This window comes from Pseudofulvimonas gallinarii, from assembly GCF_004343305.1.
Taxonomy (GTDB): Bacteria; Pseudomonadota; Gammaproteobacteria; order Xanthomonadales; family UBA2363; genus Pseudofulvimonas; species Pseudofulvimonas gallinarii.
On the sequence record NZ_SMAF01000005.1, the window covers coordinates 49804 to 73146 of the forward strand.

At 68.2% G+C, this 23343-nt stretch carries 19 protein-coding genes and 1 pseudogene; 7 read left to right on the forward strand and 13 right to left on the reverse strand.

Going from position 1 to position 23343, the window contains the following annotated elements; genetic code table 11:
* Positions 1–35: 35 nt before the first annotated feature.
* From EDC25_RS04900 to EDC25_RS04910, 3 genes are all read right to left on the reverse strand, one after another.
* Positions 36–602 (reverse strand): ECF-type sigma factor, encoded by a 567-nt coding sequence (locus EDC25_RS04900; protein ID WP_123521610.1) that lies wholly within the window; start codon positions 600–602, stop codon positions 36–38.
* A 61-nt stretch (positions 603–663) separates the two neighbouring features.
* The gene (locus tag EDC25_RS04905; protein WP_123521609.1) at positions 664–963 is read right to left on the reverse strand and encodes a 7(1) septoil knot domain-containing protein; all 300 of its coding nucleotides are present in this window, start codon (positions 961–963) and stop codon (positions 664–666) included.
* Positions 964–1007: 44 nt separating this feature from the next.
* On the reverse strand, positions 1008–2900 hold the full coding sequence (locus tag EDC25_RS04910) for an ATP-binding cassette domain-containing protein (RefSeq protein ID WP_123521608.1): 1893 nt from the start codon (positions 2898–2900) through the stop codon (positions 1008–1010).
* A gap of 147 nt (positions 2901–3047) precedes the next feature.
* Between EDC25_RS04910 and EDC25_RS04915 the strand changes: the two genes are divergently transcribed.
* A complete protein-coding gene (locus EDC25_RS04915) occupies positions 3048–5708 on the forward strand; it encodes a S8 family serine peptidase (protein WP_164483989.1) in 2661 nt (886 codons plus the stop codon).
* Between the two features lie 50 nt (positions 5709–5758).
* Here the strand turns inward: EDC25_RS04915 and EDC25_RS04920 are convergent, their stop codons facing one another.
* The 9 genes and pseudogenes from EDC25_RS04920 to efp all read right to left on the reverse strand — a co-directional run bounded on the left by EDC25_RS04920 (position 5759) and on the right by efp (position 13585).
* Entirely contained in the window at positions 5759–6463 is a 705-nt protein-coding gene (locus tag EDC25_RS04920; protein WP_123521606.1) for an SDR family NAD(P)-dependent oxidoreductase, read from the reverse strand.
* A 173-nt stretch (positions 6464–6636) separates the two neighbouring features.
* Positions 6637–7041, reverse strand: a pseudogene (locus tag EDC25_RS04925) (MerC domain-containing protein); the annotation flags it as partial.
* A 125-nt stretch (positions 7042–7166) separates the two neighbouring features.
* Complete coding sequence (folE2, locus tag EDC25_RS04930; RefSeq protein WP_123521605.1) at positions 7167–8114, reverse strand: GTP cyclohydrolase FolE2; 948 nt, start codon at positions 8112–8114, stop codon at positions 7167–7169.
* A gap of 204 nt (positions 8115–8318) precedes the next feature.
* On the reverse strand, positions 8319–9086 hold the full coding sequence (locus EDC25_RS04935) for a hypothetical protein (RefSeq protein ID WP_123521604.1): 768 nt from the start codon (positions 9084–9086) through the stop codon (positions 8319–8321).
* Positions 9087–9174: 88 nt separating this feature from the next.
* Positions 9175–9957, reverse strand: coding sequence for an isoprenoid biosynthesis enzyme family protein (locus EDC25_RS04940; protein WP_123521603.1), 783 nt, complete (start codon positions 9955–9957; stop codon positions 9175–9177).
* The gene (gene gph, locus EDC25_RS04945) at positions 9954–10649 is read right to left on the reverse strand and encodes a phosphoglycolate phosphatase (RefSeq protein ID WP_123521602.1); all 696 of its coding nucleotides are present in this window, start codon (positions 10647–10649) and stop codon (positions 9954–9956) included. Before gph ends, EDC25_RS04940 begins: the two co-directional genes overlap by 4 nt.
* Positions 10646–11380, reverse strand: coding sequence for a bifunctional 2-polyprenyl-6-hydroxyphenol methylase/3-demethylubiquinol 3-O-methyltransferase UbiG (gene ubiG / locus EDC25_RS04950; RefSeq protein WP_123521601.1), 735 nt, complete (start codon positions 11378–11380; stop codon positions 10646–10648). Before ubiG ends, gph begins: the two co-directional genes overlap by 4 nt.
* A 3-nt stretch (positions 11381–11383) precedes the next feature.
* Positions 11384–12724 carry a TRZ/ATZ family hydrolase gene (locus tag EDC25_RS04955; RefSeq protein ID WP_123521600.1) on the reverse strand — a complete coding sequence of 447 codons (1341 nt, stop codon included), beginning with the start codon at positions 12722–12724 and terminating at the stop codon, positions 11384–11386.
* Between the two features lie 291 nt (positions 12725–13015).
* On the reverse strand, positions 13016–13585 hold the full coding sequence (gene efp / locus EDC25_RS04960; protein WP_123521599.1) for an elongation factor P: 570 nt from the start codon (positions 13583–13585) through the stop codon (positions 13016–13018).
* A gap of 77 nt (positions 13586–13662) precedes the next feature.
* On the opposite strand from efp, the gene epmB reads away from it, so the two are divergent.
* From epmB to rsmA, 6 genes are all read left to right on the forward strand, one after another.
* Positions 13663–14664 carry an EF-P beta-lysylation protein EpmB gene (gene epmB / locus EDC25_RS04965; RefSeq protein WP_123521598.1) on the forward strand — a complete coding sequence of 334 codons (1002 nt, stop codon included), beginning with the start codon at positions 13663–13665 and terminating at the stop codon, positions 14662–14664.
* Between the two features lie 141 nt (positions 14665–14805).
* On the forward strand, positions 14806–16869 hold the full coding sequence (locus EDC25_RS04970) for an EAL domain-containing response regulator (RefSeq protein ID WP_123521597.1): 2064 nt from the start codon (positions 14806–14808) through the stop codon (positions 16867–16869).
* Positions 16870–16948: 79 nt separating this feature from the next.
* On the forward strand, positions 16949–19255 hold the full coding sequence (locus EDC25_RS04975) for an LPS-assembly protein LptD (RefSeq protein ID WP_165910877.1): 2307 nt from the start codon (positions 16949–16951) through the stop codon (positions 19253–19255).
* Positions 19256–19334: 79 nt separating this feature from the next.
* Positions 19335–20648 carry a peptidylprolyl isomerase gene (locus EDC25_RS04980; protein ID WP_165910878.1) on the forward strand — a complete coding sequence of 438 codons (1314 nt, stop codon included), beginning with the start codon at positions 19335–19337 and terminating at the stop codon, positions 20646–20648.
* A gap of 13 nt (positions 20649–20661) precedes the next feature.
* The gene (pdxA, locus tag EDC25_RS04985) at positions 20662–21651 is read left to right on the forward strand and encodes a 4-hydroxythreonine-4-phosphate dehydrogenase PdxA (protein WP_123521594.1); all 990 of its coding nucleotides are present in this window, start codon (positions 20662–20664) and stop codon (positions 21649–21651) included.
* A complete protein-coding gene (gene rsmA, locus EDC25_RS04990; RefSeq protein ID WP_123521593.1) occupies positions 21648–22451 on the forward strand; it encodes a 16S rRNA (adenine(1518)-N(6)/adenine(1519)-N(6))-dimethyltransferase RsmA in 804 nt (267 codons plus the stop codon). The genes pdxA and rsmA overlap by 4 nt, the downstream gene beginning before the upstream one ends.
* On the opposite strand, the gene EDC25_RS04995 is transcribed toward rsmA, so the two are convergent.
* Positions 22448–23317: a universal stress protein gene (locus EDC25_RS04995; protein ID WP_164483986.1), complete on the reverse strand. Its 870-nt coding sequence runs from the start codon at positions 23315–23317 to the stop codon at positions 22448–22450. The two genes, rsmA and EDC25_RS04995, sit on opposite strands and share 4 nt — an antisense overlap.
* Between the last annotated feature and the right edge of the window lie 26 nt (positions 23318–23343).

Here is a 23343-nt window from a genome sequence, read left to right on the forward strand (position 1 = left end):
ATCGTTGGCGACGAGGGGAGCCGGATCGACCCGGCTCAGGTGGACAGCCTCGAGCGCAACCATGCCTGCGCGGTCGCCCAGTCGCGATGTACGGTGCGTCGCGCGACGCCGAGCGTGTCGGCGACCTGCTGCATGTCCAGGCCGACGAAGTAATGCAGTTCGACGACCTTGCTCATGCGGGCGTCGATCGATTCCAGCACCGTCAGCGCCTGGTCCAGTTCGGCCAGATCGGTGCCATCGGGAATCGGCAGGTCGAGTGCGGCCGTGAAGGCATCGCGGCGCCAGCCGCCTCCGCGCTTGCCGGTCGCCGCCGCCCGAGCGCGGCTGACCAGGGTCTGACGCATCATCAGCGCGGCGGCATTGATCAGGTGCGCGGTGTTGTGGAAATCGGCTGCCGGCCGGTCCAGCAGCTTTAGCAGCACGTCGTGGACCAGCGCCGTAGCCTGCATCGTGGTGTGGCCGGCGTGGCCACGCAGCTGGCCGGCGGCCAGCCTCCGCAGCTCGGCATAGACCATCGGCAGCAGCCGCTCGAGCGCGCTCCGGTCGCCGTCGCGCCAGCGATGCAGCAGTTGCGTGACCTCGCCGTCGGAAGCCGTAGCCATGGCCGGAAAGTAGCGGCACCGATGCCGCAGGTAAAGCGCCGCGGCCTGGTGGGCGACGACGTCAGGGCACGCCGGGGAAGTGGTCGACGAGCTTGATCGTGAAATCGGGGAAATGGTCGACGATCTGGATGGTGAAATCCGGGAAGTTGTCCACCCGCTTCCATTTCCCTGCCGAATCGGGGAAATGGTCAACCCATTGCACGTGCAGGTCGGCGAAATGATCGACGATCTTCACCTTGTAGTCGGCGAAGTGCTCGACGATCCTGACCTTGCCGTACAGACGCGAGAGATCGACCTCGGCGGCATGGACCGGCATGCCGACCACGGCCGGCAACACCATCCAGAACAGTGCGCGCTTCATCGCAGCTCCTCCATGGCCGGACCCGCCGGCACCGGTGAACAACTCTATTCCAGTTCCGCCCAGCGCGCATAGGCCGCTTCCAGCTCGGCCTGCAGCTGTCCGAGGCGCGCGTTGTGTTCCATGATCGCGGCGCTGTCGCGACGGTAGAAGGCCGGATCCGTCATCTCCGCGGTGAGCGCGGCGATGGTGCTTTCCAGTGCTTCGATGCGGCCGGGGAGCTGTTCGAGTTCGCGCGCATCCTTGTAGCTGAGCTTGCGCCGCGCCGGCGCGCCCGCAGCAGGTCCGGCGTTGCTTCCGGGCTCGCGCGCGCCACTGCCGGCTGCCTGCCGGGGTGCCGTCGAAGCGGGTTCCGCCGGCGCCGGCCGCTGGCGCAACCAGTCGCTGTAGCCGCCGACGTATTCGCCGACGCGACCATCGCCTTCCATCACCAGCGTCGAGGTGACGACGTTGTCGAGGAAGTCGCGATCATGGCTGACCAGCAGCAGCGTGCCCGGGTACTCGCCGAGCAGTTCCTCGAGCAGCTCCAGCGTCTCGACATCCAGGTCGTTGGTCGGTTCGTCCATCACCAGCAGGTTCGCCGGCTGCGCGAACAGGCGCGCCAGCAGCAGGCGGTTGCGTTCGCCGCCGGACAGGCGGGTAATCGGCGCCCGTGCGCGGTCCGGCGTGAACAGGAAGTCCTGCAGATAGCCCATCACGTGCTTGCGGACGCCACCCACCTCGACGTATTCCTGGCCCTGGCTGACGTTGTCCAGCGCGTTCCAGTCCTCGCGCAGGCTGGCACGGTGCTGGTCGAAATAGGCGATCTGCAGCTGCGTGCCCAGCTCCACTTCGCCCCGCTGCGCCTTCAGTTCGCCGAGCAGCAGGCGCAGCAGCGTGGTCTTGCCGCTGCCGTTGGCGCCGATCAGGCCGATGCGGTCACCGCGCAGGATGGTGGTGTCGAAATCGCGCACCAGCACGCGGTCGCCGTAGGCGAAGTGCAGGCCCCGTGCCTGGACCACCTTTCGCCCGGACCGCCCGGCTTCCGCCAGTCCGAGGCTGACGTTGCCCTGCAGCTCACGGCGCTGCGCGCGCTCGGCGCGCATCGCCTTCAGCCGTCGGACACGGCCTTCGTCACGGGTCCGGCGCGCCTTGATGCCCTGCCGGATCCACGCTTCCTCCTGCGCCAGCATCTTGTCGAAGCGGGCGTTCTCCAGCGCCTGCGCGTGCAGGCGTTCGTCGCGACGCCGCAGGTAGTTGTCCCAGTCGCCCGGCCAGCTGGTGACCTGGCCACGGTCGATCTCGACGATGCGCGTCGCCAGCGCGCGGACGAAGCGGCGGTCATGGCTGACGAACACCAGTGCGCCGGCGAAGCCCTTGAGGAAACCTTCCAGCCAGTCGATCGACTCGATGTCCAGGTGGTTGGTTGGCTCGTCGAGCAGCAGGATGTCCGGTGCCGACGCCAGCGCCCGCGCCAGCAGGACGCGGCGCTTCATGCCGCCGGACAGGCCATCGAACCGCGCGCGGCCGTCCAGGCCCAGGCGCGTCAGTGTTTCGGTGACGCGATTGTCCAGCGTCCAGCCCTGGGCGGCCTCGATGCGCGCCTGCACCTGCGCCAGCGCCTCGGTGTCGAGGTCTTCGGCGTCGAGCAGATGGTGGTAGCGGGCCAGCCAGTCGCCAAGTTCGCCCAGGCCGCCGGCGACGACGTCGAAGACATCCCCACCCTGTCCTGCCGGCACTTCCTGTTCGAGGCGGGCGATGCGGACGCCGCCCTGCACGCGCATGTCGCCGTCGTCCGGTTTCAGTTCGCCCGACAGCAGTTTCAGCAGCGTGGACTTGCCGGCGCCATTGCGCCCGACCAGCGCGATGCGCTCGCCGGGTTCGATCGCCAGGTCGACGTGTTCAAGCAACAGGGGACCGCCGACGCTGAAGTCAACGCCGTGCATGTTCAGAAGGGCCATGGCGGCATTGTAATGCCGGCCGGGCGCTGCCAATGTCGTGTTTCCGGCGTCCGCTCCACATTCATGTTCAGGGAGCGACATCCGGCGCGGGCGACTGCCTCGCGCCCCATCAGGCCGCGACGGCCTCGAAAAACGGGAGACGAAACGATGCGGAATACTCCGACCTACCTGCTTCGGCTGGCCATCCCCGCAGCTCTGGCAGGCGCAGGCAGCGCCCACGCCGGCGCCACTGAAAGCAGCTGGTGGCGTGTCCATGCAGGTCCGGACGCCGCCGCGGCAGCGCACTTCCGTGGCGGCGAGGACTATTCGCACTTCCGCTGGCTGGCACTGCCCGCCGACGACGCGGCGGCGCTGCGAGCGGCGGGCATCGAGGTGCATGCCGCCGACGACGCCTTCGAGCTGGCGCTCGGTGGGGTGCGCTTCGATCCGCTGCGCGACGGCGCGCCGCCGCCGGGCATCCGGCGCAGCTGGTCCCCGCAGCCGGGCGACGACTGGCGGCTGGTCCAGTTCACGGGTCCCCTGCGCAGCGCCTGGCTGAAGGGCCTGGCCGAAGCCGGCATGGAGCCGGTGCAGTACATCCATCCCTACACCTACGTAGTCTGGGCCGATGCGGAAAGCAGCCGCCGCGCCGCGCAACTGGAAGGCGTTCGCTGGGTCGGCGAGTTCCTGCCGGACTACCGCTATGCACCACCTTTCCGCGGGCGCGCCGCCGGCCCGGTCACCGTCGAGCTGCTGGCACGGCCGGGACTGCCGTCGATCGACGACGCGCTGTCCGCGCGCAACGTCGAGGTGATCAGTCGCGGCCACATGGATCGTCACTTCGAGGTGATCGAGATCATCGTCGATGCGGGCGAGCTGGAAGATATCGCCACCCTGCCCGGCATCTACAGCGTGCAGCCGGTCGCCGTACCGCAGAACCGCAGCGAGATGAGCGTGCAGATCAACAGCGGCAATGTCGACGGCAGTGGAGCCGCGTTTCCCGGTTATCGCGATTACCTCGACGACATCGGCGTCGACGGCAGCGGCGTGATCCTCGCCTGCGTGGATAGCGGCACCCAGGCGGACCATCCGGACCTGGTCAACCGCATGTTGCCCTGCAATGGCGCCCCCAGCTGCGGCACCGGCGCCCAGTCGGGTGCGCACGGAACCCACGTCGCCGGCATCATGGTCGCGGACGGCTCGTCCGGCACCCTCAACACCGGCGGTTTCCTGCGCGGCCTGGGCATGGCGCCCGGTGCCCGACTGGTCGAACAGCGCTACACGAACGCGATTACGGCGCCGCAGTACCTCAATCGCATGCGCGACTCGGTACGCAACAACGCGGTGCTTTCCAACAACAGCTGGGGTGGTGGTGGCCCCGCCGGATACGAAAGCACGGCACGCCAGGTCGATATCGGCAGTCGCGACGCCGATGCCGATGCGCCGGGCGACCAGCCCTTGCTGTACGTGCTTGCCATCGACAACGGCTATGGCGGCACCAGCTCGCAGGGTGTGCCCGACGAGGCGAAGAACATCTTCACCATCGGTTCCGCCTGGGCGCAGGTCAGCGCGGAAACGCAGGACCTGCGCAACAACGACATTTCCGAGAACAGTGCGCATGGCCCGGCACTGGACGGGCGCTTCATACCCTTCATGATCGCCAACAGCCGCTATACGGAATCATCCGCGGGGACCAGCGGCTACGCCATGCAGGGCGGCACCAGCCAGGCCGCTCCGCATGTCGCCGGCGCCAGCGGCCTGTTTTTCCAGTACTACCGCAAGCTTTATGGCAGCGATCCCAGCCCGGCCATGGTGAAGGCCTCGTTCCTCGCCATCACGCGTGACCTCACCGGCAACAATGACGCCGACGGCAACGTGATCGCGCCGCGTCCGGCCAGTACGCAGGGATGGGGACGCATGCAACCGCACAAGGTGCTGGCGCCGGACCACCCTGTCGTCCACATCGACCAGACCCATGTCTTCGCCGAAAGCGGTGAAACCTGGCAGGTCCGCCTGGCCGCCGCCGACCCGGATGCACCGATGCAGGTGATGCTGGTCTGGACGGATGCGCCTGGCCCCGGACTTGGCGGCGCCACGCCGGGCTGGGTGAACGACCTCGACCTGCGCGTGACCGCCGCGGACGACAGCCTTTACCTGGGCAATGTGTTCAACGCCGGCTGGTCGGCCACCGGCGGCACGCCCGATACGCGCAACAACAGCGAAGGCGCCTTCCTGCGCGCCGACCAGCACCAGGGGCATATCGACATCGAGGTGCTGGCTGCGAACATCGCCGGCAACGCACTGCCGAACGCGGGTGCCGACAATGCACAGGACTTCGCGCTGGCCTGCTACAACTGCGTCATGCCGGCCGCTGGTGCCGACCTGGCCCTGGTGCTCACCGACGTTCCCGATCCGGTCACCGCCGGCACCGCGCTCACCTGGGTGATCGGCGTCAGCAACATGGGACCCGGTGCGGCGACCAACACCCGGGTGCAGCTCGCCTTGCCGCCGGAAGCCGTGTACAGCACGCGCTACGTCGATCCGGGTCCGTCGGGGCTGGACTGGTCCTGCGCCGCATCCGGCAGCGACGTCGAATGCCAGCTCGACGGCGATCTGCCCGCCGGTGTCATCGCCCCGCTGCTCAGCGTGGAGGCGATGATCGCCGTCACCGCCGAGGGACCGATCGAGGCCACCGCAACGGCATCGAGCGACACGCCCGATCCGTACGGCGGCAACAACAGTCGCAGCGAAACCACGGAGGTGTTGCCCAGCGGCGACATCCTCTTCAGGGACGGTTTCGAGTGCGCCGCCGGCAGACCCGGCTGCTGAGGAAACGCAAGCCGGGCCTGCCGCAAGGTGGCCCCGGCTTGCCGTCGGCGTCAGGAGAGGCCAGATACCACCAGATGCTGGCCATGGATGGCCGACGCCGCTTCCGAACACAGGAAACGCAGTGACTCCGCCAGCGTATGCGGTGACACCCAGCGCGCCGAATCGGCGCCGGGCATCGCGGCACGATTGGCCGCAGTATCGATGATGCTGGGCGCGACACTGTTCACCGCGATGCCCTTTTCGCGCACTTCCGCCGACAGTGTCTCGACCAGTCGCTGCAGCGCGCTCTTCGACGCCACATAGGCGCCCATCTGCGCGACGCCCTGCGCCGCCGAACGCGCAGACACCGCGACGATGGCCCCGCGGCCCGCGGCCAGCATGTGCGGCACCACCGCATGCGTGCAGGCGGCGAACGACCAGGCGTTGAGGTCCATCATGCGCTGCCAGGATTCGCGGCTGAGCTGGTGCACGCTCTCGCCCATCTCGAAGCCGCCGGCGATATGCACCAGCGCGTCGACGCGGCCGAAGGCGTCGACGGCGGACATGGCCGCGGACTGCATCGACGCGATGTCGGTGACGTCGCCGGCGCTGAGGACATGGTGGTCATCACCGACCAGGTCGGGAAAAGCGTCGTACAGCAACGCCAGCTCGCGATCGACGAGCAGCAGATGTGCGCCTTCCGCGCGGAAGGTGGCGACGGCGGCACGTCCGAGCGCGCCCGCGGCGCCAGTAATCATTACGGAACGGGATGTCATGGCTTCACCAGGTTCAAATCGCACAGGAGCGGGACGATAGCGCGACCGCCCGCCGTTGCCCAATCCGCCCGCCTGCGGTGCAGGCCGCGCCCGCGTCAGAGGGCGCGGCGCTCCGGCTCGACGGCGCGCATCGGCATCACACCGGGGGGCGCCAGCGAATGCGCCGCCGGCAGGTGTCCACACGACGCGTCGTGGACATGGCCGTGGCTGAGGCGCAGGTTGACCAGATGCGCGGCGCCCACCAGCACGCCACCTGCGGTCATGAATACCGCATGCCAGACCACGTCGTCGTGCAGCTCGCTGAAGGCGCCGATGGCCAGCAGAACCAGCCCGGGGATCAGGAACCAGAACGCGCGGAACGTACGGTGCCGGCGATAGCCGGTGATCAGGCTGCCCAGGCCGAGAATGGCCGCGAACACCACGAAACCCTCTTCCAGGCCGGCGAGGCTCCATGCACCCAGGGCGGGCAACAATGCCAGCAGCAGCGGCCATGCCGCGCAATGCACAGCACACAGCCAGGCGGCACCGACGCCCAGGCGATCCACACCGCGCTGCCACACCGAAGAAGAAAGGGCCATGTGCATCCGCTCGAAACAGGGCGTTAGTTTATAACAAAACTGACCGGCCCGCGGCGGGGTCCCGGCCATGGCGCGGAGCCGACGACCCGGTCGCTGGCGATGAAGACCTGGACCGCGTCCTGGCTTCAGACCGTGGAGCCGCCAAGATAACCGCCGGGCACGCCCTTGCTGGCGACAGCGACGGCGTTGTGCGGATGCAGGCTTTCGAAGTGGCTGGCGCGCAGCCAGAAGTCGGTAATGCGTGCGTCGCGATCGAGGGCGGACTGCATGCGTCGCGCCGCGTCCTCGCAGAACATCAGGTTGCCGCCGTTGAGGCCGGCGAAGGCCTGCTCGTCCTCGCGCTTCACGGCGGTCTGGACCGGCGTCTGCAGCGCCGATTCGATGCAATCGATGAGGTCGACGAACGGCAGGCTTTCCACGTCTTCGCGCAGCCGCACCTTCACCTCGGCGCTGGAGCGCTGGCTGTGCGGCGTGGCGCAGATGCCCTGCTCGCTGCCCAGCCATTCGGCGACCTGTTCGCGCGCGAGCAGGTCCTGGGTGGAAAAATCGGCGCGGAAACGCTGCTGGATGAGCTGCCGTGCCAGCGCGGCGGATGCCGGGCAGGTGCTGGAGTACAGGACTTCCAGCCCCAGTTCGAGATCGAAGCGGCCACCTTCCAGCTTCGCGGTCAGCACGACCGGATACGACTTCCAGCCGGCGTTGTCGGACACCAGCGCACGGCGACGAACGAGGTAATCGAAGCGGATGCGCAGCAGCGCCCGGCTGGACAGGTCGCGGTGCGAGGCGAGGAAACCGTCGAGCAGCGTGCGCAGCAGCGCCGGCTTGACGGCCTGCGTACTCAGGGCCTGGTCGACATGCAGGTACAGGCGCGACATGTGGATGCCGCGCTGGTCGGGCCGGGCCAGGTCGACGAAAGCCCCGACACGCGCCGGGAACCGCATCGGCTGATCATCTTCGCCAACCAGCATGACCGGCGCCTGGATGTCGTCCATGCCGACCCAGTCGAGCCGACCGGACAGGCCGGGCTGGGCGACGTACGCGACGTCAGGCAGGGAACGGGCCGAGTTTGACACAGCAGGGCTACCTTGAAGACCGGTGCGGCAGGATGCCACAGCGGGAAACGGGATGCTGCGATGCACGAACGCAGCGGCGATGTCCGTTCAGTTGTGGTCGGCTGGCCGCGATTTCAACGGATTCCGGCTCCACGCGCGGATTCTGGACGCTTTCCGGCGAAGCGGCCGCCCGGTAGCGCCCGCTTTGCACCGGCCATCACCGGGTCATTCTCCCGCGGATGCAGCCTCTTCTGTCTTCGCGCCGGCGGCGGCCGGCATGAGGAAACGGCTGTCGTCGATGGGTGCGTCCAGTTCGTATTTTTCGATCACGAACGACTGCGCACCCGGCATGCCTTCGATCGTCTGCGTCATCGAATGTGGCAGCGTCAGCGCGCCCACCCGGCGGAAGTTGCCGAAATCGATGCCGACCTTCACCGGGCGGCCCTGCATGGTGGTGGAGATCTGCCACTTCAGGTCGAGGTAACGCTCGCTGTCGAGGTGGCTGAGGATCTCGCCGCCATTGTTCAGCGTGATCTTCAAGGTCACGACTTCGGCGCCATCGACTTCGCCATAGCCGACGACTTCCACCTGGTGGCCCTTCGCCTCCCAGTCCACCAGTGGCCCATCGATGTCGGCCTGGCTGCGGAAATTGCGCAGGTCCTCCTCACCCATCGGCGTCGGCTGCAGGATGCCCATGAACGGCATGACCTGCCAGCCGCTGTCGCCATCCACCGCCTGGATGCCGGTCATGCCTTGCGCCGAGAACTCGACGCGCAGTTTGCCGGGGCGCTTGGCTTCGGTGACGTAGGGCATGGTCATGCCGGCGGTGGTCATCGTGCCCGTCGTACGGTAGCTGTCCAGGGCGCGGATGGCATCGAGCCCGCCGCGCGCCTGGAAGTGGCGGTCGAGCACTTCGTCCAGCGGCGGGGCATCGGCAGCCTGCGCCAGCGACGGCAGCGCCAGGGCGGCGGCCAGCAGGATTCGGAACGTCATGCTCGGATCTCCTCGGAAAAGTGGGAAGGTGCCGCCATGTTAAGGCGTACGGGCCTGCCAGCCAGTGACATCCGTCATTGGCCGGCTGTCAGCGCGCGCGCCAGGCCGACCAGAGCGCCCGCAGCGCCGGCAGGCGGAGGTCGCCGGCCCAGGCCCTCCGCGGATCACGGAGGGTCGAGGCCAACCGCAGGCGAGCCAGCGCGGCCTGGCGCCGACGATAGTCTTCGCCCTCCGCCGCAACGGCGGGCGCCGAGTCCAGCAACGCGCGTGCATGGTCGGCCAGCACCGCGGTCGCGATCGCAGGGTCGTCCCGCAGCGTGGTGCGCGTGCCGCCATGCCGCGCCAGCAATGACAGCGGCAGCGGCAGGCGACCCCGGCCGAGCTCACCAGAGGCATGCGGCACCTGCTCGGCGACGAGGGCAAAAGCGTGCAGTTCCGCGGCGGCGGCCTCGGGCAGCCAGTGCGCGTCGAGCGCGGCCTGGGCGTCGGCAAAGCGCCGCCAGCGTGCAACCAGGCCAGCGAGGTCGGCTTCGCTGTCTTCACTCGCCAGCCCCAGGGCGGCCTGCACCAATCCGGCACCGGCAGCCTGCAGCGATGCGTCAGCGCAAGCCGGCAGCACGCGCGTCAACGGATGGCGCGGCGCGCCCTCGGCGAGCGCCGTCCATTCCTGCAGCCACCATTCCAGCTTGACGGCGGCCACGCGTGGATCGCTGCGCGTCAGGGCCGCCTGGCGCAGTTCGAAACCGATGCATTCCAGAACCGCACGGAGGTCACGCCTGGCGGAGGATTCGAAGACCAGCAGCAGCCGATGCCAGGGTTCGGCGGCCAGCCACTTGTCGATGAACGCCTGGTGCGGTGCCGGTGTGCTCATGGTGCGGCCATCGCCAGCAATTGCCGGGGGTGCGCGACGATGGCATCGGCGCCCCAGCCTTCGATGTCCCCGGTGTCGGTATAGCCCCAGCGCACGGCGATGCTGCGGCAACCGGCGGCACGGCCGCAGTCGATGTCGCGCGGATCGTCGCCGACAAACAGCGCCGTAGCCGGGTGCACGCCGAGGCGATCGCAGGCCACCCGCGCCGGCATCGGATGGGGCTTGCGCTCCGGCAGGCTGTCGCCACCGAGGATCACCGGGAAACGCGGCGCCAGTCCCATCGCTTCAAGCAGGGCGACCGCCATGCGCTCCGGCTTGTTGGTGACGATGGCCATGGCGATGCCCGCCGCCTCCAGCGCATCCATCAGCGCGGCCATGCCGGGAAACAGGATTGTGTCCCGGTAGACGTCATCCTGGTAGACGGCGAGGAATTCCTCGACCAGCAGGCGCCGATCCTCGTCCGTGCCCGAGGCGAATCCGGGCAGTCCGTAGCCGAGCATGGCGCGCGCGCCACGCGAGATCTCCAGCCGGAAACCCTTATCGTCCAGCATCGGCAAACCGCGGCGTTCGCGCACGACGTTGAGCGCACGCAGCAGGTCGGGCGCGGTGTCGAGCACGGTGCCATCGAGGTCGAACAGCACCGCCCGGCAGCGGAAGGTTCCAGCTGCCGGCATGGAATCGGGCGGGTTCATGCCGGTTTGCGTGCGGCGAGCAGGTAGTTCACGCCGACATCGCGGGCCAGCGCCGCATGACGGGAAAACGGGTTGTAGGACAGGCCGGCGATGTCGACGACGTCGAGCCCGGCGCTGCGGCACCAGCCGGCCAGTTCGCCGGGGCGGATGAACCGTTCGTACTCATGCGTGCCACGCGGCAGCAGGCCGAGGACGTACTCGGCACCGACAATGGCCTGCAGGAACGACTTGACCGTGCGGTTGAGCGTCGACAGGCAGAGCACGCCGCCCGGTTTCAGCGCCCGCGCGCAGGCCGTGACAATCGCCGCCGGATCGGGCACATGCTCGATCATTTCCATGCAGGCGACGACGTCATAGCTGCCCTCGTGATCGGCGACGTGCGCCTCGACGGGTTCGAGACGGTAGTCGACGGGCAACCGCTCCGCGCTCGCATGCAAACGTGCCACGTCGAGCAGCGGTCCTGCCAGATCCAGGCCGGTGACCGTCGCACCGGCGCGCGCCATCGCTTCGCTGAGCAGGCCGCCGCCGCAACCGACATCCAGTGCGCGCACGCCACGCAGCGACTGCTGGCCTTCGATAAACGTCAGCCGGACGGGATTCAGATCATGCAGGGGCCGCATCGGGCCATCGCGATCCCACCAGCCGGCCGCCAGGCGGGCGAAACGGTCGAGCTCGGCCGGATCGACATTGGCGCTGGAATGCGCGTTGACGCTGGAACGGACAGCGGTCATGGCTCAGCTCCCCGCGCTGATGCGTTCACGCCAGGCATGCGCGCGGGCCAGGATACCGGGCACATCCATGTCGACCAGTTCGCCGTGACGCAGGCGCCGGCGCCCATCCAGCCAGACTTCGCGGACCTGGTGGCGGCCGGCCGCATAGACGAGCTGCGACACCGGGTCGTACACCGGCTGCGTCTCCAGCGACGAAAGATCCACGGCGACGAGGTCGGCACGCTTGCCAGCCTCGATCGAGCCGATGCGGTCGTCCATGCGCAGCGCCCGCGCGCCTTCGATGGTGGCCATGCGCAGCACCTGCGCCGCCGGCAATGCCGCGGCATCGCCGCTGACCGCCTTGGCCAGCAGCGCGGCCGTGCGCATCTCGCCGAACATGTCGAGATCGTTGTTGGAAGCCGGACCGTCAGTGCCCAGCGCCAGCCGGACGCCGCACTGGTGCAACCCATGCGTCGGACAGAAACCGCTGGCCAGCTTGAGGTTGGATTCCGGGCAATGCACGACGGTGACCCCAGCCTGGGCGCAACGCTCCATCTCGGCCTGCGTGAGCTGGGTCATGTGCACGGCCAGCAGCCACTCGTTGACCAGGCCGAGCCCATCCAGTCGCGCCAGCGGTCGTTGCCCGTACTTCTGCCGGGACTCCTCGACCTCCTGCGCGGTTTCATGCACATGCATGTGCACCGGCACGCAAAGCTGGTCCGACAGCACGCGGATGCGCTCCAGCGAGGCATCGCAGACGGTGTATGGCGCATGCGGCGCGAAGCAGGTCGACACCAGCGCATCGCCGCGATGCGCATCGTGCAGGGCCAGGCCCTTGTCGAAATACTCGTCGGCCGTCGCCGCCCAGGCGGTCGGGAAATCGATCACCGGCAGGCCGACCAGGGCGCGGAAGCCGTGCCGGCGATAGGTCGCCGCCATCACGTCGGGGAAGAAATAGTTCTCGTTGCAGCAGGTCGTGCCGCCACGCAGCATTTCCGCGATCGCCAGTTCGACGCCGTCACGCACGAACTCCGGGCCGATGACGCGCGCCTCGGTGGGCCAGATGTGCTGGTTCAGCCACACCATCAACGGCGTGTCGTCGGCCAGGCCACGCAGCAGCGTCATCGGATTGTGGTTGTGCGCATTGACCAGGCCTGGCATCAAGGCATGGCCGGCGAGACGGACATGTTCGTCGGCGTCATAGCGCGCCTGCGCATCTGTGGCGGGCAGCACCGCCACGATGGCGCCGTCGTGAACGGCGACCGCCTGGCCGGACAGGGCCGCGACCGACGGTTCCACCTGGATCAGCCATTCCGGTTCGACCAGCAGGTCGACGCGGGTCTTCGGATCAGTCTGGTTTGTCATCGCGCAATTCTACGTGATGACCCGCAGGCTCGCCGGTCCGAAGCCGAACGGCGGCTGCATGAGGCGCCCACGGCGAACGGAGACGCCGCGGCGATTCTTCGCGGACATGCCGCCCGTCCCACCCTGAGGTGTGGCGGCGGTTGCGGGTAATGATGCTCGCCCGTTGGGCCGTGCCTGCTTAACGGGGCGCGCCACCCCGGCGCGCTGGACGTTCCGCTGGCGGCACCGTCCTTCGTCGCACCAGACGCGTGACCGCGCCCGATGCTGGTGAACCCGTTGTTCGCGGCGGGCTTACTTGCCGACGCGCGAGACGTAGGCACCCGTGCGGGTGTCGATCTTGATCATCTCGTTGTTCTCGACGAACAGCGGGACGCGCACGGTGGCGCCGGTTTCCAGCTTGGCCGGCTTGCCGCCGCCGCTGGCGGTATCGCCACGCACGCCCGGATCGGTCTCGACGATCTGCAGTTCGACGAAATTCGGCGGCGTCACCGAGATCGGCACGCCGTTGTACAGCGTCACCACGCATTCTTCCTCGCCCTTCAGCCACTGCGCGGCTTCGCCCATGGCGGCGGCGTCGGCCTGGTACTGCTCGAAGGATTCCTGCTGCATGAAGTGCCAGTACTCGCCGTCGGAATACAGGTACTGCATGTCGGTGTCGATGACGTCGGCGCCCTCGACCGAGTCGCTGGACTTCATCGTCTTCTCGGTCGTGCGACCGTTCTTCAGGTTGCGGATCTTGATGCGGGTGAAGGCCTGGCCCTTGCCCGGCTTGATGAAGTCCGCTTCGACGATGACATAGGGTTCGCCATCGACCAGGATCTTCAGTCCGGTCTTGACGTCGTTCAGGCCGTAGGTCGCCATAGGTGCTCCAATTGGAATCGAATGGGGTCGGGGCGGCCGGACGCTACAATGCGCCCCAGCCCGCCGCCAGACCGCCCATGATACCTGCAAGCCCGTTCACCCCGCAGCCCGACTGGCGGATTGCCTGGCGCAACGCCCTGACCGAACCGCTGCCGCTGCTGGAGAGGCTGGGCCTGGGCCATCTTGCCGGGCAACTGCTGCCCGCCGGCGACACCGGTTTTCCCATGCGGGTGCCGGAAAGCTACGTGCGCCGCATGCGCCATGGGGATCCGACCGATCCGCTGCTGCGCCAGGTGCTGCCCGGCGCCGCCGAGCTGGTCGACCGGACCGGATACGTCGATGACGCCGTCGGCGACCTCGCCGCCCGCCGCACGCCGGGCGTCATCCACAAGTACCACGGGCGCGTGCTGCTGATCGCCACCGGGGCCTGCGCCGTCAACTGCCGCTACTGTTTCCGCCGCCATTTTCCCTACAGCGAGGAACTGGCGGCACGCGAACGCTGGCGCGCGGCGCTCGACTACATCGCATCCGATGCGTCCATCGGCGAAGTCATCCTGTCCGGGGGTGACCCGCTGGCGCTGGGCACGGCGAAGCTCGCCGAGCTGACCGACGGACTGGCGCGCATCGGCCATGTCCGCCAGCTGCGGATCCACAGCCGGCTGCCCATCGTCCTGCCCGAGCGGGTCGACAACGGCCTGCTCGCCTGGCTTCGCGCCCTGCCGTGGCCGGTCGCCGTCGTCGTCCACGCCAACCATGGCAACGAGATCGACGACGAGGTCGGCGATGTGCTGCTGGCCCTGCGCCAGGCCGGCGCGACGATGCTCAACCAGGCGGTCCTGCTGGCTGGCGTCAACGACGACGCCGATGTCCTGGCCACGCTCAGCGAACGCCTGTACGGCGCCGGCACGCTGCCCTACTACCTGCACCTGCTGGACCGCGTGCGCGGCGTGGGGCATTTCGAGGTCGATGCCGGAACCGCGCGCCAGCTGCACGCCGCGCTCCTGGCGCGCCTGCCCGGCTACCTGGTTCCGCGCCTCGTCCGGGAAATTCCCGGCGAGCGCTCCAAGACACCATTGTGACGGCCGTCACGCATTGTCGTGACTGGCTTTCCCAGACAAAATCTGTACATACTGCGCATACCTGCGGCAGCGAAGGATGCGCTGGCCGATGATCGTGGCGGCTTGGCGCCACGATAAACCTGCCTGGGAGCCCATGCCCTCATGTCGACGACGCCTCTCCGCATCTGCTTCGTGGATGACCAGCTTGAGGACGCCGAACGCCTCGTCAGCGTGCTGCGCAACGCCGGGCTGGCCGTACGTCCCAACCACGCACGCGACAGCGAAACGCTGGCCGAACTGCTGGCCGGCGACGTTCCGGACATGATCCTCGCCGCCCTGCCCGGCCCGATCAGCCTGACGGAGATCACCGACCAGATCGGCAAGGCCGGCAAGGACATCGCCGTCATCGCGCTGACCGACAAGATGGACACCGACGTGCGCCTGCATGCGTTCGACGAAGGCGCCATCGCCGTCGAGCTGCGCCAGCCGGCGCTGGTGGTGTCCGTCGTCAAACGCCAGTTCGAACAGCTGCGCACCCGCCGCGACGTCCGCCGGCTGGAAACGGCGCTGCGCGAGAGCGAACGCCGCTGCGACGCCCTGCTTGACAGCTCGCGCGATCCGATCGCCTACGTGCACGAAGGCATGCACATCCGTGCCAACCGCGCCTATCTGGAAATGTTCGGCTTCGAGGAATTCGAGGACATCGAAAGCCAGCCGCTGCTCGACCTGATCGCGCCGGCCGACGCCGACAAGTTCAAGCAGCTGCTCAAGCGCCTCGCAAAGGGCGAGCCGCCGCCGGACCACCTTGAACTGCACTTGCGGCAGCAGAACGGCGAGCTGTTTCCCGGCCGCATGGAATTCTCCAGCGCCACCTATGCCGGCGAACACTGCCTGCAGCTGGTGATCCGCAAGCCGCAGGCCGACCCGGCGCTGGCTGCCGAGCTGACGCGCCTGAAGGAGCGCGACCTCGTCACCGAGCTGTTCAACCGCGTCTATTTCACCGGCCTGCTCGAAAAGGCCGCCGACGAGGCCGCCGGTGGCAAGCGCAACCATGGCGTCCTGCTGATCGAACCGGACAACTTCGCCAACGTGCTGGCCAATATCGGTGTCGGCCAGGGCGACCTGCTGCTCGCCGACCTTGCCAAGGCTGTGGTGAACATCCTCGACGGAAACGATGTCGCCGCACGCTTCGGCGACCACCAGTTCGCCGTGCTGACGCCGAGCGCCAACGTCGACACCGCCAAGGCGCTGGCCGAGCGCCTGCGCCAGCGCATCAGCGACCACATCTTCGAGGTCGGACAGAGCTCAGTGTCGCTGACCCTCAGCGTCGGTGGTGCCCTGCTGTGCGAAAAGCTCAATCGCGTGCCTGCCCTGCTCAACCAGGCTTCGTCCAGCCTGCGCACCGCGCTTGACGAAGGCGGCAACCGCGTCAATGTCCATGACCCGTATGCGGAGGAGCGCGCCGAATCGACGCGCAACGCGCACTGGCTGAAGCTGGTTAAGGAAGCACTGGCGCAGGAAGACGGCTTCGCGCTGTTCTTCCAGCCGGTGGTCTGCCTGCAGGGCGGCGTCGGTGATTACCATGAAGTCCTGCTGCGCATGAACAGCCCGCGTGGCGAGATCCTGCCCAGCTACTTCCTGCCGGCGGCGCAGCAGGCAGGCCTGATGGCGCAGATCGACCGCTGGGTGATCCTGCACGCGATACGCAAGCTGCTGACCTTCGGCAAGAAACCGCCGACACTGTTCGTCAGCCTGAGCAGCGACACGCTCGAGGACGAGACCTTCCCGGGTTGGCTGGCCGAGCAGATCAAGGTGCACCGGATTTCCGGTGACCGCCTGGTGCTGCAGCTCTCCGAGAGCGAGGCGGCGACCAGTGTCAAGCCGCTGAAGGCCCTGCTGCACCACCTCACGCAGCTGCGCATCGGCTTCGCGATCAAGGACTTCGGTGCCGGCCTGGCGTCCTACCAGTTGCTCAAGCACGTTCCGGCCCAGTACCTGAAGATCGACAAGAACTACCTGGCCGACTTCGCCGGCAACACCGAGTTCCAGAAGAAGGTCACGGAGATCTGCGAGAAGGCGCACGCCAGCAACATGATGGTCATCGCCCCGCACGTTGCCGACATGGCCAGCGTAAGCGTGCTCTACCAGTGCGGCGTGAACTTCGTCCAGGGCAATTTCCTGCACGAACCCGCCAAGGACACGCCGCAGGCGGTCAACGCCGCCTGATTCCCCGGTTTTCCTTCCTGCGGCGCGCGGACCGGCAACGGTCCGCGCGAAGCGGCCTGATTGAGTGCCCGCGGCCGCTGTGCCATCTTACGTCGCCCTGAGCCTGCCGACCCCGACCTTGCGCCGCCTCCACGACGTCTTCCCGCTGGCCACGCTGGCCGCCGCCATCGCCGTCTCCCTGGCTGCCCCGCAGGCCGTGGCACAGGACCTCTGCGCACCCGATGACGAGGATTGCAGGGTCGAGCGCCGCCGTTACGCGCTCTGCCGCGTCAATCGCCTGCTCGACTTCCATGTTCCCGGGCTGCCGCCGGCGGAGTTGCGCGAGCAGAGTGAAACGCTGATCGACGGCGCCCGCTTCGACATCAGCGATCGCGAGCGCGTGCGCATCGAGGGCGATGTAAAAGTCGAGCGCGCCGACCAGCTGCTGCGCACCGGCAGCCTGGAATACGACACCGCCACCGGCGCCTACAGCGTCGCTTCGCGCATGACCTACCAGGACAGCGGCCTGCTACTGTCGGCCGACAGCGGCAGCGGCAACCTGGAGACCAGCACCGCCGACCTCAACGGCGTGCGCTACCAGTTCCTCGGTTCGCGCGGAAACGGCCAGGCCGAGCGGATCCAGTTGCTGGATCCGGAACGCTCGCGCATGGAACAGATGCGCTTCTCGACCTGCGACATCGATGACCCGGACTGGGAGCTGCGTGCCCGCCGCATCGACATCGACCAGGAAAAGGGCATCGGTACGGCGCGCGGCGCCACGCTGCGTTTCCTCGGCGTGCCGCTCCTCTACATTCCCTATGGCCAGTTCCCGATCGACGAGCGCCGCAAGTCGGGTCTGCTGCTGCCGACGATCAGCCGTTCCAACAATGGCGGCGTCGACTTCATGCTGCCGTATTACCTGAACCTGGCGCCGAACTACGACCTGACGCTGTCGCCGCGCATCATCAGCGAGCGCGGCTACATGATGGGCGCGGAATTCCGCTACCTGATGGCACCCGGACACAACGGCCAGGTGTATGGAACCTACCTACCGGACGACGAGAAATACCGCGACAGCCGCGGTTATTTCGAATGGCGCCACCACAGCCGTCTCGGTCCGCAGTGGTGGTTCAACGCCGACATCCGACAGGTGTCCGATGACCGCTACTTCGAGGATTTCGGCGACTCGCTGAGCATTGCCGCGACCAGCGTGCTGCCCTCGCGCGCCGGCGTGTACGGACGCGGCAACTGGTGGGACGCCGCCATCACGCTGGACGCCTACAAGATCACCGATCCGCTGATTCCGCGTTCCGCCGAACCGTATCGCCGCCTGCCGCGCATCACCTTCGACGCCAGCGACCGATTCGCCGGAAACCTCGAAGCCGGCATCGACAGCGAACTGGTGCACTTCGACAAGAACGACGGCCCGCAGCAGGGCACGCGCCTTGACCTGTATCCGTACATCGCCATGCCCGTCGAACGCGCCGGCTGGTTCGTGCGGCCGGAGCTGGGCTGGCGGCAGACGCATTACGACTACGACCTCGGCCAGGGCGGCCGCAGCGCCAGCCGCGGATTGCCGATCTTCAGCCTCGACAGCGGCCTGGTGTTCGAGCGACCGGTGGACTGGTTCGGCCGCGACTGGCTGCAGACGCTGGAACCGCGCCTGTACTACCTCAACGTGCCCTACGAGGACCAGTCGCAACTGCCGGTCTTCGACACCCAGGCCCTGACCTTCGGCGTCGGCCAGCTGTTCCGGACCAACCGCTTCGTCGGCGCCGACCGCCAGGGCGACGCCAACCAGGCGACGCTGGCCGTTTCCAGCCGCCTGCTCGATGCCGGGGACGGACGCGAGCGCGTCAGCGCCACCCTGGGCCAGATCCGCTACTTCCGTGACCAGCGCGTGCAGTTGCCGAACGTGCCGGCCATCGACCATTCGGCGTCCGCCTATGTCGCCGAGGTGGACCTGCGCCTCAGCGACGACTGGTATGCCGCCGTCGGCACGCAATGGAATCCGGAAACCAGCCGCACCGACCTGTCGAGCTTCCGCCTGCAGAAGCGGCTGGGCGAGCGCGGCGTCGTCAACTTCGCCTACCGCTACCGCCGCAATTTCCTCGAGCAGGTCGATACCTCTGCCCTTTATGCGCTCAACGACCGCTGGCGCCTCATCGGCCGCTGGAACTGGTCCATCCGCGACTCCGCCAGCCTTGAAGCGCTGGCTGGCGTGGAATACGAGAGCTGCTGCTACGCCGTGCGCCTGCTCGGCCGCCACTACGTCCGCAACGTCGAAGGCGATCGCAGCAACGCGATCTACCTGGAAGTCGAACTCAAGGGCCTGGGTGCGCTCGGCCGCAAGTCCGAGGACCTGCTGCGCCGTGCTATCTTGGGCTACAGCCGCTACGGCGAGTGACGCCGGGAAACCGGCGCTCCGGTAAGGTGCCGGCCACCCCGACGCATCCATCCCCATACGTCAGCCACACATGATGACCATGAACGCCCTCAAACGCCTGCTGCTTCCGATCCTGCTGCTGGTCGGCACCAGCGTGTTCGCGCAAACGCTGGCCACCCAGTCGCTGGACCGCGTCATCGCGGTGGTTGACGACAGCGTGATCCTCCGCAGTGAACTGGACCGCGCGCTCAACAACATCCTCGCGCAATACAGCGGCCGCAGCGACCAGCTGCCCCCGCGCGATGTCCTCGAGCGCCAGGTGCTGGACCGCATCATCCTCATCAAGCTGCAGGCCACCCGCGCACGCGAGACCGGCATCCGCATCAGCGAGGTCGAGGTCGACGGCGCGATCGGCAACGTCGCCAACCAGAACGGCATGACGCTCGACCAGCTGCGTTACTCGCTGGCGCAGGACGGCTTCAACTACAACGAATTCCGGGAAACCATGCGCGAGGAACTGCTGCTGCAGCGCCTGCGCAGCCGGTTCGTGCAGTCCCAGGTCGCGGTCAGCGAGAGCGAGATCGACAACCTGCTCGCCAGTGGCCAGCTGCAGCGCGGCGACGTGCACCTGGGCCACATCCTGATCTCGGTCCCGGACAGCGCCGACGCGGAGACCGTGCAGGTCGGCCGCGAAAAGGCCGAGGGCGTGCGCAAGCTGATCGAGGACGGCATGGATTTCAATGCCGCGGCGATCCGCTACTCGAATGCCCCGAACGCGCTCGAAGGCGGCGACCTGGGCTGGCGCGCGCTGACCGAGGTTCCGGTCGCGTTTTCGGAGATCGTCGAGCAGATGCGGCCCGGTGAGGTGACGCCCGCCATCCGCGGTCCCTCGGGCTTCCATATCCTCAAACTGTTCGATCGCCGCGCCCAGTCGCTGCGCATGGTCGAGGAGTTCAACGCCCGCCACATCATGATCCGCATCGACGAGCTCACGCCCGAGCCTGAAGCAAGGGCGGAGGCCGAGCGTCTGTATGGACTGCTGCAGAACGGCGCCGATTTCGCCGAACTGGCGCGTGAACATTCCAAGGACCACAACACCGCGCCCCTGGGCGGTGACATGGGCTGGTTCCCGATCGACGGCTATGGCACTGCCGTCGCACACGAGCTGGGCCATCTGACCGATGGGCAGATCTCGCAGCCGTTCCAGACCGATGTCGGCTGGCACATCCTGCAGCGCCTGGGCTCGCGCGAGCAGGACCGCACCGAGGAGCTGATGCGGCGCCAGGCGTCGGAAATGATCCGCACCCGCAAGGCCGAGGAGGAGTACGACCGCTACCTCCGCCAGCTGCGCGGCGAGGCCTACATCGAAAACCGTCTGGCCCGCGGCGCTTCCGCTTCGGACAGCGAAAGCTGACCGGACCAGGCCGATGGCGAAGCTGCCCCGCCTGGCGGTCACGCTGGGCGAACCCGCCGGCATCGGTCCCGAGCTGGCGGTCCGGCTTGCCCACAGCGACATCGCCGCCGATCTGGTCCTGATCGGCGACGCAGACCTGCTGGCGGCCACCGCGACACACCTGGGCGAGCCGATCGACCTCACCGCCTACGATCCAGGCACCACCCTGTCGGCACGGGGAAGGGGCGCAGCCCGCCTGCTGGACCAGCGGCTGGCGGCGCCGGCCACCCCCGGTCGCGTCGACGCCGGCAATGGCCGCGCGGTGCTGGCGACGCTTGCGCGCGCGGCAGACGGCTGCCTGTCCGGCGAGTTCGATGCCGTGATGACGCTGCCGGTGCACAAGGGCGTCATCAACGACGCCGGAATCGCCTTCAGCGGCCACACCGAATTCTTTGCCGACCGCAGCGGCAGCGCCGTGCTCATGCTCCTGGTCGCGGGCGACCTGCGCGTGGCGCTTGCGACGACCCACCTGCCCCTGCGCAGCGTGCCCGACGCGATTTCACCCCCACGGCTGGCTGCGCGGCTGCGCCTGCTGCATGCCGGATTGCGCCGGGACTTCGGGATCGCGGCGCCGCGCATCGCGGTGCTCGGGCTGAATCCGCATGCCGGTGAAGGCGGCCATCTTGGCCGTGAGGAACTCGAGATCATCGCGCCCACCCTCGCGCGCCTTCGCGAGGAAGGCCTGGACCTGGACGGCCCGCTATCCGCCGATACCGCCTTCGTACCGGAACGACGCGCCCGATACGACGCCTATTTCGCGATGTACCACGACCAGGGCCTGCCGGTGCTCAAGGCGCTGGGCTTCGGTGGCGGCGTGAACGTCAGCCTCGGGCTCCCCTTCGTGCGCACGTCGGTGGACCACGGCGTGGCCCTGGACATCGCCGGAACGGGCCGGGCCGAAGCCGGCAGCACGCTGGCGGCGGCGCAGCTGGCCCTCGCGATCGCGGCACGCAGGCAACCATGAACTCAGACGCCCACATTCCGCGCAAGCGTTTCGGCCAGCACTTCCTGCACGATCCGGGCGTGCTGCAGCGGATCGTTGCCGCGATTGCCCCGGTTCCGGGACAACCGCTGGTCGAGATCGGTCCCGGCGAAGGCGCGTTGACGAATCCCCTGCTGGCGACCGGCGCCAACCTGCACGTCATCGAGCTGGACCGCGATCTGGCCGCGCGCCTGCGCGGGCGCAACGCTCCGCGACTGCGGGTGATCGAGTCGGACGTGCTCGACATCGACTTCCGCGCCCTTGCCGGGCGCCTCGGCGGCCCGCTGCGCCTGGTCGGCAACCTGCCCTACAACGTGTCGTCGCCGATCCTGTTCCATGCCCTCGCGCACCTCGATGCCATCGTGGACATGCACTTCATGCTGCAGAAGGAAGTGGTGGACCGCATGGCGGCCGAACCGGGCGGCAAGGAGTACGGCCGGCTGAGCGTGATGCTGCAGGCCTGGTGCGAAGTCGAGTCGCTGTTCAACGTCGGGCCAGGCGCCTTCCGCCCGCCGCCGAAGGTCGATTCGGCAGTCGCGCGCCTGCGCCCGCGGCCGCCGGCGGAGGTGGCGATCGCCGATCCGAAGCGTTTCGCCGCCATCGTCAAGGCCGCGTTCGGCCAGCGTCGCAAGACGCTGCGCAACGCGCTGCAGGGCGTCGTGCCCGCGGAAGCCGTCGAAGCGGCCGGACTGGACCCCGGCGACCGTGCCGAACGCATCCCGGTGGACGGATTCATCCGCCTGGCCAGCCTCTCGCCGGCGAATCCGCATCCGGGTGCCTAGCGCAGCCCACCGGCGCCGCTTTTCACCACCAGCACGTCGGCATCGACATCATCCAGCAGCCTGCGGACCGTCGAACCGATCAGCGCTTCGTACACCGCGCCGCGGCCCTGGCTGCCCAGCACCAGCACGTCCGCACCGAAACGGTGATGGCATCGGGCCAGGTGCGTCTCGGGATCGCCGTATTCGGCGCGCAGCGTGAGCCGCGCGTGGTCCTCGGCTGACAGCCCGCTGGACGCCACGAACCCGCGGCATTCGACCATCGCCGCCTCGTACAGCTCCGCATGGCCTTGCTCGGAGACCGTGGTCGCGCTGGACATCGGTGGACGGTAGGCATGGAAGAGCAGCACGGGCACGCCGGGAAACCAGGACAGCGCCGTCAGCAGCGCCTGTCGCGACGGCTCCGAAAGGTCCGTGCCGACCACGATCTGCCGATAGCCGATGCGCCCGCGACGACGCACGACGAGCACCGGCACCGGCGAATTGCGCAGCACGCGGTCGACCGTGCGCCCCAGCAGGATGCCGGCCAGCGGACTGCTGCGGGCGATGCCGGTCACGACCAGGCCGCTGCCTGCACCCGCCGCCATCGCCACGACCCGATCGCCCGGATCGCCTTCGTGCAGGCACACGTCCAATTCGACGTCATCGGCCTGCAGCTCTTCACGCAGGTCCGCCTGCACAGCGCGTTCGCTGGCGCTGCGCTGCGCCTCGCCGGCGAATCCCTCTTCGCTGACGACGGCGCACAGCACGCTTGCCCGCCAGGACCGCGCGCAGGTGATCGCCCGGTCCAGGGCGCGATCGCAACGATGGCCCAGGTCGGTGGCAAGCAGGATGGATCGAGGCTGCGTCGGCGTCGCGCGCGGCTCCATGGACGTCCTCCGAACGTTCGCGGTTG

Coding starts and splice junctions, on each gene's coding strand:
- EDC25_RS04940 (WP_123521603.1), bottom strand. CDS start 9,957: ATGAGCACACCGGCACCGCACCAGGCGTTCATCGACAAGTGGCTGGCC.
- EDC25_RS04900 (WP_123521610.1), bottom strand. CDS start 602: ATGGCTACGGCTTCCGACGGCGAGGTCACGCAACTGCTGCATCGCTGG.
- ubiG (WP_123521601.1), bottom strand. CDS start 11,380: ATGACCGCTGTCCGTTCCAGCGTCAACGCGCATTCCAGCGCCAATGTC.
- gph (WP_123521602.1), bottom strand. CDS start 10,649: ATGAACCCGCCCGATTCCATGCCGGCAGCTGGAACCTTCCGCTGCCGG.
- rsmA (WP_123521593.1), top strand. CDS start 21,648: ATGAACTCAGACGCCCACATTCCGCGCAAGCGTTTCGGCCAGCACTTC.
- EDC25_RS04955 (WP_123521600.1), bottom strand. CDS start 12,724: ATGACAAACCAGACTGATCCGAAGACCCGCGTCGACCTGCTGGTCGAA.
- pdxA (WP_123521594.1), top strand. CDS start 20,662: ATGGCGAAGCTGCCCCGCCTGGCGGTCACGCTGGGCGAACCCGCCGGC.
- EDC25_RS04995 (WP_164483986.1), bottom strand. CDS start 23,317: ATGGAGCCGCGCGCGACGCCGACGCAGCCTCGATCCATCCTGCTTGCC.
- EDC25_RS04915 (WP_164483989.1), top strand. CDS start 3,048: ATGCGGAATACTCCGACCTACCTGCTTCGGCTGGCCATCCCCGCAGCT.
- EDC25_RS04970 (WP_123521597.1), top strand. CDS start 14,806: ATGTCGACGACGCCTCTCCGCATCTGCTTCGTGGATGACCAGCTTGAG.
- efp (WP_123521599.1), bottom strand. CDS start 13,585: ATGGCGACCTACGGCCTGAACGACGTCAAGACCGGACTGAAGATCCTG.
- EDC25_RS04910 (WP_123521608.1), bottom strand. CDS start 2,900: ATGGCCCTTCTGAACATGCACGGCGTTGACTTCAGCGTCGGCGGTCCC.
- EDC25_RS04980 (WP_165910878.1), top strand. CDS start 19,335: ATGAACGCCCTCAAACGCCTGCTGCTTCCGATCCTGCTGCTGGTCGGC.
- EDC25_RS04905 (WP_123521609.1), bottom strand. CDS start 963: ATGAAGCGCGCACTGTTCTGGATGGTGTTGCCGGCCGTGGTCGGCATG.
- EDC25_RS04935 (WP_123521604.1), bottom strand. CDS start 9,086: ATGACGTTCCGAATCCTGCTGGCCGCCGCCCTGGCGCTGCCGTCGCTG.
- epmB (WP_123521598.1), top strand. CDS start 13,663: ATGATACCTGCAAGCCCGTTCACCCCGCAGCCCGACTGGCGGATTGCC.
- EDC25_RS04920 (WP_123521606.1), bottom strand. CDS start 6,463: ATGACATCCCGTTCCGTAATGATTACTGGCGCCGCGGGCGCGCTCGGA.